The organism is Sporosarcina luteola, from assembly GCF_023715245.1.
Taxonomy (GTDB): domain Bacteria; phylum Bacillota; class Bacilli; order Bacillales_A; family Planococcaceae; genus Sporosarcina; species Sporosarcina luteola_C.
Genome location: NZ_JAMBNV010000001.1, coordinates 2,076,735 through 2,092,194, shown reverse-complemented (window position 1 = coordinate 2,092,194; position 15,460 = coordinate 2,076,735). Strand labels below are relative to the sequence as shown.

Genomic DNA, 15,460 nt, shown 5'->3' with positions numbered 1-15,460 from the left:
GTGTGTACACATGGAGAAAAAAACTATTTACTTCCTTTGTACCGGCAACTCTTGCCGTAGCCAGATGGCTGAAGGATGGGGAAAAAAGATCCTCGGTGAGGAATGGGATGTTATGAGCGCCGGGATTGAAGCGCACGGTATCAATCCGAACGCCATAAAAGCGATGAATGAAGTCGGAATCGACATTTCGGGTCAAACGTCAGATCTTATTGATATGCACATGCTGAACAATGCTGATTTCATCGTCACTCTATGCGGTGATGCCGATGACAATTGCCCGGTGACGCCTCCTAAGACAAAACGTGCTCACTGGGGATTCGATGATCCGGCAAAAGCGACGGGAATGGAAGAGGAAAAGTGGGCATTCTTCCAGCGGGTACGGGATGAAATCGGACAGAGGATTGAACAATTTAACGAAACAGATGAATGATTATGTTTGGTTTATTTTTCAATTGAATTCAGTTTTTATCAGGATTTGATAACCTTTCCACTTGAAAGTCATCGATTATTTCTATCATACTAAAACGTCACAAAAACTGTATAAACATAGGAAGAACAATTGCCTTAATTGGGCAAGGTTCTTCCTATTTTTGTTATAAAATGCTTAATGAAGAAGAGGTGTGAAAAGCAGTTCGTCCCTTTTATCGATAGGGAGATGACAAGTTGGAAAGCTCCAATCAAATTACTATGAAAATAATAACATCTTAAGTTGGTAATAAAATGCAATAAGCTTATTTCAATAGTGTATTTTATTATTTATTAATAAAATATGTCCAAGCGATATTAAGAGTGTGACAGTTATATAGATGTTTATTGAAAGGTTTGTGACAGTATTCTTCTTTTTTTAGTGAAGTTTTTGTGAAGTGTACACCTGCTGATTGTTTTTGGCGATTTATTATATTAAGATAAGCACCTAGCTCAAAGAACTGCTAAATTACTATAATTTCAAATGCTGTTTCTATAGCTTATAGAACACAAGAAAGGGGTACTTCCATGAAAAGGAAATTGACGCTTTTAAGTCTGGTTATCGGTATTCTTGCCGTGCTGGCAGGTTGTGAACCGGTAATGGTCCTGGATCCGAAAGGACCTCAAGCTGAAACAATATCCAATGTTATTTGGATTTCGATTGCGACGATGGCGATTGTTGTCATTGCTGTTTTCGCTCTGTTGGTGTATGTGATTGTGAAATATAGAGCTTCGAAACAAGATGAGGATTATGAACCTCCGCATATCGAAGGCAATCCGATTGTTGAGTCAATAATTGTCGGGATACCGATAATTATCATTATCTTCCTATCTATCGTCACAGTAAGGTCCACTTATGAAGTGGAGGCGACACCAAAAGGATATGAAGATCAGAAACCATTGGTCGTTTACGCTTCTTCCTCTGACTGGAAATGGCATTTCAGTTATCCGGAAGAAAATATTGAGACGGTGAATTATCTATATATCCCGACCGACCGAGCATTGGAATTTAGACTTTACTCATACGGTCCGATTACTAGCTTCTGGATTCCGCAGCTTGGCGGACAGAAGTATGCAATGTCGGATATGATCACCACATTACATTTAGCAGCTGATGTTCCTGGAGAATATATGGGGAGAAATGCAAACTTCAGCGGGAAAGGCTTCGCCGAAAACATCTTCCATGTAGAGGCAATGCCAGCAGACGAGTTCGATAAATGGGTCGAGGAAGTGAGAGCGACTGCCGAGCCTTTAACAGAAGACAAGTTTGCTGAGTTGCTGGAACCAGGTCATCTTGGTCAAATGACGTTCAGTGGAACTCATTTGGAATTCTTGCCACCGCCTGAAGGTCACAATCATGGAACAAAGCACTCCCATGAGAGAGAACATGACACAGATGACGCACACGGCGATGTAGATACGGATCATTCGGCACACAAATAAATCTACTAGAATTCTCTTTATAGTTAATTTGCCACGAAATAAATTTTCGGAAGGAGTACAACAAGTATGGATTACTTTGATCGATTCGCCATACCTCATCCTAGCCCTGCAATTTACGCATCTATGGTTGCCATCGGTCTAACCGTTATTGCGATTTTAATAGGCTTAACATATTTTAAAAAATGGAGTTATTTATGGCGCGAGTGGTTGACAACTGTTGATCATAAGCGTATCGGCATCATGTATATCATTGCTGCATTGCTCATGCTATTCCGGGGCGGTGTTGATGCGTTGATGATGCGGGCGCAAACTGCCGTGCCAGATAACAAATTGTTGGATGCCCAACATTACAATGAAGTATTCACGACCCATGGAGTTGTAATGATTATCTTCATGGCGATGCCGTTCATTTATGCGTTAATGAACTTCGTTGTACCTTTACAAATCGGAGCGCGCGATGTAGCGTTTCCACGTTTGAATGCGCTTAGTTTCTGGTTGTTCTTTATGGGTGCAATGTTATTCAATATCTCATTCGTTATCGGGGGTTCTCCTGATGCTGGTTGGACTTCGTATTTCCCGCTTGCAGGGAATGACTTCAGTCAATCCGTCGGAACGAATTATTATTTGATGTCGATTCAAATAGCCGGTATTGGTACATTGATCTCGGGTATTAACTTCGTTACGACAATCTTTAAGATGAGAGCACCTGGTATGAAATTGATGAAAATGCCAATGTTCACTTGGACTGCTTTAATCACGAACGCGATTGTAGTTTTCGCATTCCCAGTCCTCACAGTTACACTTTTGTTGGGAACGATGGACCGTCTATTTGGCACCCATATCTTCTCGATGACTAATGGCGGAATGGATATGCTTTGGGCGAACCTGTTCTGGGTTTGGGGACATCCGGAAGTATATATCCTCATTTTGCCGGCATTCGGTATATATAGTGAAATCATTTCCACGTTTTCACGCCGTAATCTTTACGGGTATACATCGATGGTCGCTTCAATTGTGATCATTTCCTTCTTCTCATTCTTAGTCTGGACTCACCACTTCTATACAATGGGGCAAGGACCTCTAACCAATAGTATCTTCTCCATTACGACAATGGCGATTGCGATTCCAACAGGAATTAAGATATTCAACTGGCTGTTGACAATGCGGAAAGGAAAAATCGAATTTACAGTTCCGATGTTGTATTCAGTAGGGTTCATCCCGATCTTCACAATCGGTGGAGTGACAGGAGTTATGCTCGGTATGGCGAGTGCCGATTACCAATACCATAATACGATGTTCTTGGTTGCGCATTTCCACTACACGATCATTCCGGGTGTCGTATTCGCGATGCTGGCCGGTCTTACGTATTGGTGGCCGAAAATGTTCGGCTTCATGCTCAATGAACGAATTGGAAAATGGGCGTTCTGGTTTATCGCAATCGGCTTTAACGTCACATTCTTCCCGATGTTCTTCACTGGATTGGATGGGCAAGCGCGCCGACTGTACACGTATTCTGAAGCAACTGGATATGGTCCGTTGAACATGCTTTCCTTCGTGGGAGCGGTAGGTCTGGCGATCGGATTCGCGTTAATCGTCTATAACGTCTATTACAGCACGCGCCATTCTTCAAGAAATATCGGTTCAGATCCGTGGAATGCTCGTACGCTTGAATGGGCGACACAGACTCCTGTTCAAGCGTATAACTTTGCGAGAACGCCACATGTCGATTCAATCGAAGCATTCTGGGATTATAAGAAAAAAGGTCAGCCTTTATTCAAAGGGAGCATTGAAAAGATTCATATGCCGAATAACAGCGGAGTACCATTCATCATGAGTTGCATCTTCTTTGTTTGGGGCTTCTCATTCATATTCAGTATGTGGATTCCGGCGATTATTACGACCATTGCAATCTTTGCATGCATGGCTCACCGTTCATTTGAAAAAGACGACGGATATTACATTCCTGTCGAAGAAATAGAAGCAACAGAAAAAGATAGCGAGGTGTTAGCTGATGAAAACCGATAACTCGCTTCCGCTCGAATATGGTACAGAACAGAATAAGTTGAACATATTAGGTTTCTGGATTTTCCTAGGGGCTGAAGTGATGTTGTTTGCGACGCTCTTTGCAACCTATTTTACATTGGAACATCGTACGGGGAGCGGACCGGCTGGCGCAGAGATTTTCGAAATAACGCCGGTGCTCATTGAAACGATTTTACTGTTAACAAGTAGTTTTACAATCGGTCTTGGCGTTCATGCCATGAGGATCGGTAGGGAAAATGCAATGATGACGTTCTTTGCCATCACATTACTCCTCGGACTGGCATTCTTGGGCGTCGAAATTTATGAGTTCACACATTATGTCCATGTTGGCGCAGGCCTTCAAGTGAGTGCATTCACAGGCATCCTTTTGACGACATTAGGGACGCACGGTGCGCACGTGACAGTAGGTCTCTTCTGGGGACTCTTCATTATCATGCAGGTGAAAAAACGTGGCTTGACGCCCGAAACGGCAAATAAATCATTCATCTTCTCACTTTACTGGCATTTCTTAGATGTTGTCTGGATTTTCATCTTCAGCTTCATCTACTTGAAAGGAATGATGTAATATGAGCGAATTATTCCCGCGTAAACAAGTAATGGGATTTGTCTTTTCGTTAGTTCTGACTGCTGCAGCATTGACGGTCTACTTCTTAGATGTGTCATTTGCAGTAGGGATGACGATTCTTTTGGCCACGGCATTCATACAAGCTGCAGTGCAACTTGTCGGCTTTATGCATGCAGGTGAGTCGGAAGACAAAGTGGCGATTTACGCAAATATTTATTACGGAATTGCGATAGCGCTCGTCACCATCTTCGGAACGTTGTTAATATTGGTTTGGGATATGTGATAGAACAAAAGCGAAGGGCGCCTGCTTAGATGCTACACGCATAAGCCAACCCTGCGAAGAGGCGTTCTTTGCCTCGCAGCAGGGATGGCTTATGACCCGAGCATCTGGCGCCCGGAGTCTAGACGTAACAGGAAAGGAGCGCCACTTTGGGCGCTCCTTTCTTTTTTTATTGAATACTGCGCATCCCTTTATCCGTCTTCTCGAGCATTTCTTCCGTTGCAACAAAGAAGACCCCCATTAGGAAGATGAAAATAGCTCCCATCACAGTTCCAATTCCGATGCCGGTGATTGCACTGTAATCGCTTACAAAGAACCCGTACGAGAAAACGAAGATTCCGATCGCTAGTACTGTAAGTCCGACAATTTTAACGGCATTTAACATCTTCAATTTGGATTCCATTACCAACACCCCTTTTCTATATTATTTACCTTGTTCACAAAGTTGTCAAACTTTTTTATGTAATGATATCCAGCTAACAGTTGTCTTGTAAGCAAAAAAGAACGACTTTTAAGACGTTCCAGACCAGCTAGACATATGTCGATGCTCTAAGGGACATCCAGTTGATTGGATTGCAGGGCGGCGACTTTTCGAGGAGGCTGAGGGTAAGCCCCTCGGAAAGCGTCCGCCCGGAACGGAAATCAACGTTGCGTTAGTCTAACGTTTGGCGTCAATGCGTCTAATAAGACAAAAGGGATGGAAATCAATTCGATTTCCATCCCTTTTGTCGACACTCTGGATCGTATTTTTAAGACGTTCCAAAAGGTTTGCTTCATTTTCTATTCCAAAAACGTTGCTGCGCGATAGCAGTGACGAAATCTTCTCCGAAGTTTGGGTTATTTGCGGCAAAGACGACTCCAGCTAAATTGTTATCATCTGTTGCCTGCATAAATGACTGTCCAGTGGAAGCGATGCCAATAGGTTTGTAATGCTTATAGGCGACTTGCGTAAAGTAAGTGACTTCATAGTTGAACTTAGCTTGGTTCCTGTGACTACCGCCTACAACGTAGATCGAATCTAGGAGGTAAGGACTGAAGGTCAGGAATGTTTCGTCGACTTTTAATTTCGTGCCATCATCCCCTGTGACGGTTCCAAGCGTTTCACTTATGATGACGACAAAAGTCCCGGCCTCTTGTAACGCACGGAGCGCGCTTGTCACTTCGCTGCTGTTGAATCCGTTGCCGATTAGCACACCGACCTTTAATGAATATGCATACTTAGGAGTGCTTTCCTGGCTAAGGGAAGAGAATTTAGTTGAGACAGTGACATTTGTTCCGCTTGGACGATTAACGCCAATATTATCCGCGATGATGTTGGCGAGCTCTCTATCCACATTTACCAATAAATCGACATTTTGCTGGCGAACAGATTCACTTTTGACTTTTCCGAGCTGATAGCTAAATCCTTCAATGGTATGTTGCTTCTCTACAGGCGTCAAGCTATTCCAAAAAATTCTCGGTTGCGAGAAAAAATCATTGAATGAAGGGCTTCGTCCACGAATGATGTGACCCTCAACTTTTCGAGGGTAATGTATAAAGATCTCTTCCTCAGGTGGCGCCGTATAGGGGGTATTATTAGCGAGGGAGTTATTATGATAGTTCACTTGATCCACATCAATCCGCATCCTCATAACGCCTCTTCGTGTATTGTTGTGGAACGGGCAGAGAGGCCTGTTGACTGGCAGTTGTTCATAATTGGCGCTTCCGAGTCGGTATTGCTGTGTATCCCTGTAAGCAAGTAATCTTCCTTGTAAAACAGGATCATTCGAGAAACCGATCCCCGGAACAACATTCGCAGGGTTGAATGCTACTTGCTCCAATTCAGCAAAGTAATTATCCACGTTCCGATTTAACGTCATTTTACCGATGATCTGGACAGGGATAAGCTCTTCCGGCCAGAACTTGGCAGGATCCAGAACATCGAAATCATACTTGAATTCATCTTCCATTGGAATGAGTTGGACGCCTAGTTCATATTCGGGATATGCCCCACGGTCAATTGCTTCCCGTAAATCTTTCCGATGGAAGTCCGGGTCAAGCCCGCCTATTTTGAGCGCCTCTTCCTGTAGCAGGGAGTGGACTCCAAGGACAGGCTTCCAAACAAAACGGACAAAGGTTGCCACACCTTCTCCATTAACGAATAAATAGGTGTTGATCGACCATGATTCCATCATCCGATAACTTCTTATGATGCCTCGATCGGACATAATCCACGTAACCATATGAATGGATTCCGGGTTGTTTGCAACAAAATCCCAGAATCTATCGTGTGCTCCGCTGGCCGTCGGTATCCCGTCATCCTGCTTGTTTTGGTAGGCGTGCATTGAATCCGGAAACTTCATCGGATCTTGAATGATGAGAACAGGCATGGCAATTGTCGTTAGATCGTAGTTGCCCTCGTCGGTATAGAGCTTGACTCCCAAGCAGCGCAAATCCCTAGCCGTATCATAAGACCCTTTCGGCCCTTGTACGGTGGAAAAACGGCATATCAAAGGAGTCTTTTTGCCAGGTTCCTGTAAGAATCCCGCTCTCGTGACATGGGACATCGATTGGTAGCTTTCAAACTCGCCGTATGCTCCATAACCTCTTGCATGGACCACTCTTTCGGGGATTTCTTCGTGGTTGAAGTGGGACATTTTCTCTAAAAACCAATAATCCTCATGAAGGGAAGGACCACGCACACCTGCTTTTAAGGTCTGTTCGTCGTTCGGAATCACTCTGCCTTCGTTTGTCGTCATCTGTTTTCCTGTGTTTTGCACACGGAATTGATCCAATTGATCTTGCTTAGGATTTTGACCGACTGGCTTTTGGTTTTTTGAAGACTTGCTATCCATTCATCCATCCTTTAACTATTATTTGAAACATACATACTAGCCTATGCGGGCTTTTCAGGAAATAACACATTTTTACTGTTTCTCGTTGTATGTAGATTCTCAACTGGAATTTCAATTAAAAGTAAGCACAAAAAAACAGCCCCTAGGCATCCGGCCTAATAGGACTGTTTATGCGGGCTCAACCGTTGTTCCGACGGTTGTCCCAATAGGTTTGGCACCTAATGATTCCGACTGGGCTCGAACCAGCGACCTCTACCCTGTCAAGGTAGCGCTCTCCCAGCTGAGCTACGGAATCGGGAGAAAGTGTTGCTTGCTTACTGCACATTTATTATTATAGCTTGTTTTCCATAGAAGTCAACACTATTTCTAAAAGTTTTTTATAAGCACGAATAAAAGGTAGAATATGAAGAAAAGAGGTGATGAGTATCGATACACAATTTTCGATTCCGTTCGCATATGACTTTGATAAAGCACTGGAACGACTAGCGGGGGACCCTGTGAATTCTGTGGACCTCGCAAAACGTGAAATCCGCATACCAATGGAGGAAGGGAATATCATCAGCCTATATGGCTTAGGATCGAAAGAATCTCCATCCTTCCTATTGAAAAATGCGATGAATACAAAGCAGGTTGATCAACTTAAGTCCGTATTTCATTTTAACCGTCCATTGGATGAAATTGCAGATCATTTTATAGGTACGGATCTTGAACAGCTCTTTAAGGTACATTCTGGTACGCCTCTCATCAAAAGTTTTTCACTCTATGGTACATTAATGAAAAACATCATTCACCAACAGTTGAATTTGGCGTTTTCACACGTCTTGACAATGCGGTTTGTTGAAGCTTTTGGTTCAAATCAGGAGGGTGTTTGGAGATACCCGAATCCAGAAACGATTGCTGCACTCGAAGTGGAGGATTTACGGAAGCTTCAATTCAGTGGCAGGAAAGCGGAATATGTAATCGGATTGTCCCGCTCGATAGTGGATGGCAAGTTGGAGTTGGCAAGGTTTACTCAGATGGATGATGCGGAAGTGATGAAAGAGATGATTGTCCATCGGGGAGTTGGGCCTTGGACTGCGCAAAACTTCCTCATGTTCGGGCTAGGGCGGCCGAATTTATTTCCATTAGCCGATATCGGTCTTCAAAATGCTTTGAAACGCTTATGGAATCTCGACCGTAAACCGACCGCTGATGAAATGATTGTTCATTTTCCTTCATGGTCACCTTATTTAAGTTATGCTGCGTTATATTTGTGGAGAAGCATAGAATAACAAGTAATAAAAGCCACCCGAAGCAGGACGTAAAAAAGCTTCCCTTCGATCGGGAAGCCTGTCTATTAGTGTGTATGGTTTTGGTTAGTATCATGATCCATTTCATGTTTTGGGTCAAAGTAGAGGAAAGTTTCATTATCTAGGTCCGTAACGCGCTCCTTGTTGAGACCTAAGGAAAGATTCCCCTCAAAAATTGTTTCCCACCAAGTTTCTGTTGTTGTCATGTTCATTTCCTCCATTTCATTCATTATTGGTTTGTGGCTATGTGTTATGTCTTTACCCGTGAATGAGAGGGACTGAAACGCTTACTACCGAAAAAGAATCATTAGACCTATTGCTTGCCCACCGGATAAACAAGCCTTTCTTCATTGGCTATATAGGTTGTTACACTTAAATTCAAGGTGCAAATTAAATGAATTATGTACTCATAGTATATGTTGACATTCAATTCCCCAAACTGCGTAATTGGTCGGAATTTGACGAAGTGAATTCGGTTCTTTTGCTATATTGACAATTTAATTTGTTGAAGGAGTGGGCTAATTGTGGAAATTTCTCGAGAAATCGAATCGAAAATCGCATTTCAACGAAACTTTTATGATTCCGGAGTGACAAAAACTGTGGAATTCAGGTTAGACATGTTGAGGCGTTTACAAAAAGCGATCGTTCAAAAGGAAGAAGAGATTTTTGAAGCGTTGCAGAAAGATTTAGGGAAAAGCCAGTTTGAATCGTACGTGACGGAAGTCGGTTTCGTATTATCTAGCATTTCATTCATGGTGAAGCATTTAAGGGGATGGATGGAGCCTGAATCTGTGAAGACGCCAGTACATCTGCAACCGGCGAAAAGTTTCATCGTACGGGAACCATATGGTGCTGTTTTGATCATTGGACCTTTCAATTACCCTTTTCAGTTAATTATGGATCCATTAGTTGGCGCTATTGCTGCGGGAAACTGTGTAACCGTCAAACCGTCTGAAGCAACTATCCATACAGCTAAAATCATAAAAGATCTATTGACGGAAATTTTTCCGCAAGATTATGTACAGGTCGTGGAAGGCGGGATTGAGGAAACTTCCGCATTGATCCATGCACCTTTTGATTATATATTTTTTACGGGCAGTGCTGCTGTCGGGAAGATTGTCATGAAGGCAGCAGCGGAACGTTTAACGCCGGTCACGTTGGAGCTTGGTGGGAAAAGTCCTGTCATCGTCGATCAGACTGCTAACTTGAAGAGGGCTGCGGAACGGATTGTGTGGGGCAAATACGTGAATAACGGGCAAACTTGTGTCGCCCCTGACTTCGTTCTCGTCCATGAAACAGTGAAGAAGCAACTTCTAAAGGAACTCATCAACTGCATACACGACTTCTATGGAGAGGACAGCGTGGAAAGTCCCGATTATGGAAGAATCGTCAACGCAAAACACTTTGATCGACTGGCTGAAATTATTAATAAGGAAAAGAGCCATGTCGTCTACGGAGGCATAATGGACCGTGACAATCTATACATGAGTCCGACCCTCTTGGATGGCGTTTCATGGGACGGGCCCGCGATGGTGGATGAAATATTCGGTCCTGTTCTTCCAATCTTGTCCTACGGGAATTTAGGGGAGGCTATTCAACGTATCCGCCAACTACCCAAACCTTTAGCAGCCTATCTTTTCTCTGAAAATGAGCAAGCGCAGGATTATTTCTTGGAACATCTTTCATTTGGCGGAGGCTGCATTAACGATACCATTTCCCACGTTGGCAATATCCATCTGCCTTTCGGTGGAGTAGGAGCATCCGGCATGAATGCCTATCATGGAAAGGCAAGCTTTGACCTCTTTACTCATGCGAAATCGATCTTGAAGAGAAGTACAAAGCTGCCTGTCCGTCTTGGTTATCCGCCGTATGGAAATAAACTGGCGATTGTAAGGTCTCTACTGCGTTAGGACTATACAAAGCAATGTGCGAAGGGATGCATAGGCTTTTCCTTCGCACGTTACTAGTAGGGTTGAACGAATATAGCCTATCAATCCGCGAGAGTAGCAAGCCCAATACTTTTATTAAGTGAATAGATAGGAAAACTCACGTTCAATTCAGCTCCGTTTTTTCGGAGTGCATTAAAATTGATACTCCCTCCGTGATCCAATACTATTTTTTTCGCAATGACGAGTCCAAGTCCTGTAGCTCCGTCCTTTGTCGTGAAAAATGGTATGAACAATTGTTCGAAAGTCTCTGGATCCATACCGTGGCCATTATCAGTCAACGTAATGGAAATAGTATTATTGACAATGGAATTGTAAAACGAGATGGTACCGCCGTCCTGTACAGCCTCCAAAGAGTTTTTCATGAGGTTGATGAACACCTGTTTCAAACTTTCTTCATTCCCGAAAACAGTTGACGGATACTCCGCTAAAAATAGTGAGCAATTAATTTGCCGCATTTTCAGCTCCTTATCAAAAAGGTCGATCACTCCGATGATCGTATTTTCTACGTCGATTTCCTTCCGTTGTTTAATATTCGGTTTCGATAAAATCAGGAATTCATTCGCGATTAAATTGATCCTTTCAATTTCATTTTCCATAATTTCCGTATAAGTACGGTAAGGATTGTCGGGATCTTCATTCATCAATTGGACAAATCCATTTACTGAAGTCATCGGGTTCCGCACTTCATGGGCGACAGTCGCAGCAATTTCACCAATTGCATTCAGTTTAATCGCTTCAATCTTCATACGTTCTGCTTGAAGTTTTTCCGTTATATCACGAGTAATCAGGGACAATGCTACGATTTCCTTATTTTTATCATAGATTGGTGCCATGGTCGTTTCTGCTTCAAATATAGTGCCGTTCTTCCGGAGCTCTTTTGACCGGATGTTTGTAAAGCTCCTACCTTGCAATAGGTAGTCTTGACGCTCTGCCTTTCCTTCGTATTCTGATGGAGGTGTCAACTGAATTGATTTGCCGATGCATTCCTCTTTTTTCCAACCGTACATCTCTTCAAATGCGGGATTGACGGCAAGCAGCTTTTGGTCAAGACTGAACACTGCAATCGCATCTTGCGCATGTTCGAAAAACAGATCCAAATAACCGTCCTTCGAGGAAAGAGTTATACTCATAACTTCTTTTTCAATGATCAGCTTTTTCATTTGCGGACCGATTTTCACTGTGATGATGAAAAGTAGCAGCACAACGATAAGAAATAAGAAGCTGAAATGGATTACTAATTTTGCATCTCTAGTTGGATGGAAATATGGGCCTATGACCTGCAATAATACGGTCAATTCGATAGCCGTTAAGACGAGCATGGTAATGTGCAAGTATTTGTCACTAAAGACGAGAGACATGATTATAGGGAAAAACAAAAAGAAAAGATAGGGAAAGTCTGCGTCGACAAACAGCAAGGATACAATGTAAAAATTGCTTCCGACGATGATTAGCCAACTAATTAATTTTTGGTTCGGTTTTCCAAAATGCAGAAGACCAAAGAGGCTGAGGTTGAAAAGAGCACCAGCTGCAATTGGCAGTACATATAACGGTTGGTTATAGAAAGGTGAAGCAAGTAGTTGAAGGAGAACGATAAAACAAAAAGAACTGATAAGATATTTATTTTTAGAGTGAAGGTAGTGACCGTTTTCCATTGATGCACCTCGGAAAGTAGTAGTATTATAAGTATCATACAACATTTGTTTTATATTGGAAACAGAAGTTTCAGAAAAAGAAAAGGGGAATGAGAGATGCATCAATTTAATGAGTCAAGAACGATTGAGCTATTGAAAAGACTAGTGGAAACACCGAGTCCATCGGGCTTCACTGAAAAAGTCATGCAAGTCATCGCTGACGAACTTGGGGAGATTGAAGTCCCGTTTACACGGACGAATAAAGGGGCTGTTATCGCAACTTTGAAAGGGAAGGACGATTCACGCCACCGGCTGTTGACCGCCCATACGGATACGCTAGGAGCGATGGTGAAGGAAATCAAAAGCAACGGCAGGCTGAAATTGACTATGATTGGCGGGTTTAACTGGAATGCGGTGGAAGGTGAGTATTGCCATATACATACTGCCTCAGGCAAGGAAGTCCGCGGGACGATTTTGATGCATCAGACTACAGTCCATGTCTATCGTAATTCAGGAAGCGCAGAAAGAAATGCCGACAATATCGAAGTGCGGATTGATGAGAAAGTGACGAATGCCGCCGAAACGAGGGCGCTTGGCATTGAAGTGGGGGATTTTGTCTCATTTGATCCGAGATTTGAAGTGACGCCAACCGGTTTTGTCAAATCAAGGCATCTCGATGATAAAGCAAGTACGGCACTTTTGTTGGAATTGATACGTTCATTGAAGGAAAACGGAACGGAACTACCGAATACGACTCACTTCTATATCTCGAACAATGAAGAAATCGGTTATGGCGGGAACTCAAATATCCCGAACGAAACCGTGGAGTATATAGCTGTCGATATGGGAGCGATCGGAGATGGACAAACTTCCGATGAGTACACTGTTTCGATATGTGCGAAAGATTCAAGTGGGCCATACCATTATGCGCTGACGAGGCACTTGACGGCTCTTTGTGAAAAAGGGAGTGTCCCGTATAAGCTTGATATTTACCCTTATTATGGATCGGATGCATCTGCTGCAATCCGAGCGGGCTTCGATGTTAGACATGCACTGTTCGGTCCGGGAATTGAATCTTCCCATGCACTGGAGAGGACTCATGTCGACTCCTTGAAAGCGACAGCACAATTATTGCATGCTTATGTAGTATCCGAAATGATGAATTGAAAAGCGGAAGGCGCTTGATCAGTAGAGGTTCGCAGTCTAAGTACGCCGCGTCCTGCGGCATCGACTGCATGACCGGCATCCTGCCGGCCTCAGGCATAAGGAGAGGTTGCGTCGTGGCGTCTTTTGCCACAAAGCAACATTGACTTATGTCCCGAGCATCTAGCGCCTGAAGCTAGACTAAGAATAGTTGGAAGGTGGCCTCAGTATGGAGACCGAATATTTATTTTCAAGTTTACCAATAAAGAGAGTGGAAGGGGTTTTGCCCGACATTGTTACGGATATTGCAGTCGATTCACGTTCTGTCAATGCGGGGGGCGTGTTCGTCTGTATCAAAGGATTTACTGTGGATGGACATGCATTCGTTTCGAAAGCGATTGCCAATGGAGCAAGAGTGATCGTGGCGGCCAGTCCCGTCGAAGCCGATTTGGACAAGGTGGCGATCGTCTATGTAGAAGACACGTCAAGAGCGGTCTCTTTGCTTGCACCCCGTTTTTTGAACTATCCTTCGAAACGGATGACGATGATCGGCGTGACGGGAACGAACGGAAAAACGAGCGTCAGCAATATGCTTCATTCCGTGTTGCTCCATACAGGAGAGAAGTCTGCAGTAACGGGTACGATCGGTTTCAACTTGGATGGTGTTTTATTTGAAACTGAAAATACGACAGCTGATGTGCTGACGACACAGCAAATGATCAAGCAAGCGGCTGATGCCGGATGTTCCACGATGACGATGGAAGTTTCGTCTCATGGGCTTGTCGAAGGAAGACTCGCGGGCACCGAATTTGACATTGCGATCTTCACGAATTTATCACATGACCATTTGGATTTCCATGGAACGATGGAGCATTACGGGCATGCTAAAGGGCTTTTATTTGCGCAACTTGGACAAGATCTTGCGCAGCCGAAGTATGGCGTCGTCAATGTGGATGACCTTTGGGGAGAGCGAATGAAGGAAATGACCTCGTTCCCGGTATTTACGTACGGAGTTCACAATGACGCGGATTTCCGGGCAACGGACGTCAAGATGACAGTCGACAGTACTTCATTCCGCTTGGATTCGCCGGCTGGAGGATTCGACGTCACGATGTCGCTCATTGGAGAATTCAATGTTTATAACGCTTTGGCGGTCATTGCAGCCTTATATGCAAAGGGGCTTGAGATGGATGTAATCCTCGAAGGGCTAGCGGTTATTCCTTCTGCAAAAGGCAGGATGGAGAAAGTCGATACGGAGTTGCCGTTGAGTATCTATGTCGATTACGCACATTCACCCGATGCAATCGAGAAGGCTATTCAAGCAGTGTTACCTTATAAAGATGCTGAGAGTAAATTGATATTCGTCATCGGTACAGGTGGCAACAGGGATCGGGTAAAGCGTCCGATCATGGCAGAGAAGGCATCGATCGCCGATTATGTCGTGCTGACGACGGATGACCCGAGAGATGAGGCGTACGAAACGATTTTGTCCGAACTCGAAGCGGGTATGAAACACACTCAATATGCATGCATCGGCGATCGTGAGGAAGCCGTCCGCCATGCCGTCTCGGTCGCTGATGAAGGGGATGTCATCATCTTTGCCGGAAAAGGGCACGAGGACTATCAAATTGTCGGTAGAGAAAAATTGCCTCATTCCGACGCGGAGATCGCATTGGATGAGGCGGAAAAGAAGTTTGGTAGGGGTTATATAGAGAAATAGGAAGATGAAGAGCTGTCAATAGAGATGGCTCTTTTCCTTTTAGTAAAAGACTTTGCGTCATGGAGAAAAAATTGTTGAAAATGACTTGTAATCTGTCT

At 43.7% G+C, this 15,460-nt stretch carries 13 protein-coding genes and 1 tRNA gene; 9 read left to right on the top strand and 5 right to left on the bottom strand.

Features of this window, described 5'->3' with window-relative positions:
• The first annotated feature begins 10 nt into the window (after positions 1-10).
• From arsC to qoxD, 5 genes are all read left to right on the top strand, one after another.
• Positions 11-430 carry an arsenate reductase (thioredoxin) gene (gene arsC, locus M3152_RS10050; RefSeq protein ID WP_251694986.1) on the top strand — a complete coding sequence of 140 codons (420 nt, stop codon included), beginning with the start codon at positions 11-13 and terminating at the stop codon, positions 428-430.
• A gap of 563 nt (positions 431-993) precedes the next feature.
• Complete coding sequence (gene qoxA, locus M3152_RS10045) at positions 994-1,908, top strand: cytochrome aa3 quinol oxidase subunit II (RefSeq protein ID WP_251694985.1); 915 nt, start codon at positions 994-996, stop codon at positions 1,906-1,908.
• Between the two features lie 66 nt (positions 1,909-1,974).
• Entirely contained in the window at positions 1,975-3,933 is a 1,959-nt protein-coding gene (gene qoxB, locus M3152_RS10040; RefSeq protein ID WP_251694984.1) for a cytochrome aa3 quinol oxidase subunit I, read from the top strand.
• Positions 3,920-4,516 (top strand): cytochrome aa3 quinol oxidase subunit III, encoded by a 597-nt coding sequence (qoxC, locus tag M3152_RS10035; protein WP_251694983.1) that lies wholly within the window; start codon positions 3,920-3,922, stop codon positions 4,514-4,516. Before qoxB ends, qoxC begins: the two co-directional genes overlap by 14 nt.
• Position 4,517: 1 nt before the next feature.
• Positions 4,518-4,799: a cytochrome aa3 quinol oxidase subunit IV gene (gene qoxD, locus M3152_RS10030; RefSeq protein WP_251623711.1), complete on the top strand. Its 282-nt coding sequence runs from the start codon at positions 4,518-4,520 to the stop codon at positions 4,797-4,799.
• A 166-nt stretch (positions 4,800-4,965) separates the two neighbouring features.
• On the opposite strand, the gene M3152_RS10025 is transcribed toward qoxD, so the two are convergent.
• The 3 genes from M3152_RS10025 to M3152_RS10015 form a co-directional block, all read right to left on the bottom strand.
• Entirely contained in the window at positions 4,966-5,199 is a 234-nt protein-coding gene (locus M3152_RS10025) for a hypothetical protein (protein ID WP_251694982.1), read from the bottom strand.
• A 370-nt stretch (positions 5,200-5,569) separates the two neighbouring features.
• Positions 5,570-7,630: a catalase gene (locus M3152_RS10020; protein WP_251694981.1), complete on the bottom strand. Its 2,061-nt coding sequence runs from the start codon at positions 7,628-7,630 to the stop codon at positions 5,570-5,572.
• 222 nt (positions 7,631-7,852) lie between these two features.
• A tRNA-Val gene (locus M3152_RS10015) sits at positions 7,853-7,925 on the bottom strand.
• Between the two features lie 124 nt (positions 7,926-8,049).
• Here M3152_RS10015 and M3152_RS10010 point away from each other — a divergent pair.
• Positions 8,050-8,901: a DNA-3-methyladenine glycosylase family protein gene (locus M3152_RS10010; RefSeq protein ID WP_251694980.1), complete on the top strand. Its 852-nt coding sequence runs from the start codon at positions 8,050-8,052 to the stop codon at positions 8,899-8,901.
• A 65-nt stretch (positions 8,902-8,966) separates the two neighbouring features.
• Here the strand turns inward: M3152_RS10010 and M3152_RS10005 are convergent, their stop codons facing one another.
• Positions 8,967-9,125 carry a hypothetical protein gene (locus M3152_RS10005; RefSeq protein ID WP_251694979.1) on the bottom strand — a complete coding sequence of 53 codons (159 nt, stop codon included), beginning with the start codon at positions 9,123-9,125 and terminating at the stop codon, positions 8,967-8,969.
• Positions 9,126-9,443: 318 nt separating this feature from the next.
• On the opposite strand from M3152_RS10005, the gene M3152_RS10000 reads away from it, so the two are divergent.
• Positions 9,444-10,829, top strand: coding sequence for an aldehyde dehydrogenase (locus tag M3152_RS10000; protein ID WP_410055837.1), 1,386 nt, complete (start codon positions 9,444-9,446; stop codon positions 10,827-10,829).
• An 80-nt stretch (positions 10,830-10,909) separates the two neighbouring features.
• On the opposite strand, the gene M3152_RS09995 is transcribed toward M3152_RS10000, so the two are convergent.
• Positions 10,910-12,520 carry a two-component system sensor histidine kinase NtrB gene (locus tag M3152_RS09995; RefSeq protein ID WP_251694978.1) on the bottom strand — a complete coding sequence of 537 codons (1,611 nt, stop codon included), beginning with the start codon at positions 12,518-12,520 and terminating at the stop codon, positions 10,910-10,912.
• Between the two features lie 96 nt (positions 12,521-12,616).
• Here M3152_RS09995 and M3152_RS09990 point away from each other — a divergent pair, with 96 nt between their 5' ends.
• Entirely contained in the window at positions 12,617-13,666 is a 1,050-nt protein-coding gene (locus M3152_RS09990) for a M42 family metallopeptidase (protein ID WP_251694977.1), read from the top strand.
• 205 nt (positions 13,667-13,871) lie between these two features.
• Complete coding sequence (locus M3152_RS09985; protein WP_251694976.1) at positions 13,872-15,362, top strand: UDP-N-acetylmuramoyl-L-alanyl-D-glutamate--2,6-diaminopimelate ligase; 1,491 nt, start codon at positions 13,872-13,874, stop codon at positions 15,360-15,362.
• The last annotated feature ends 98 nt before the right edge of the window (positions 15,363-15,460 follow it).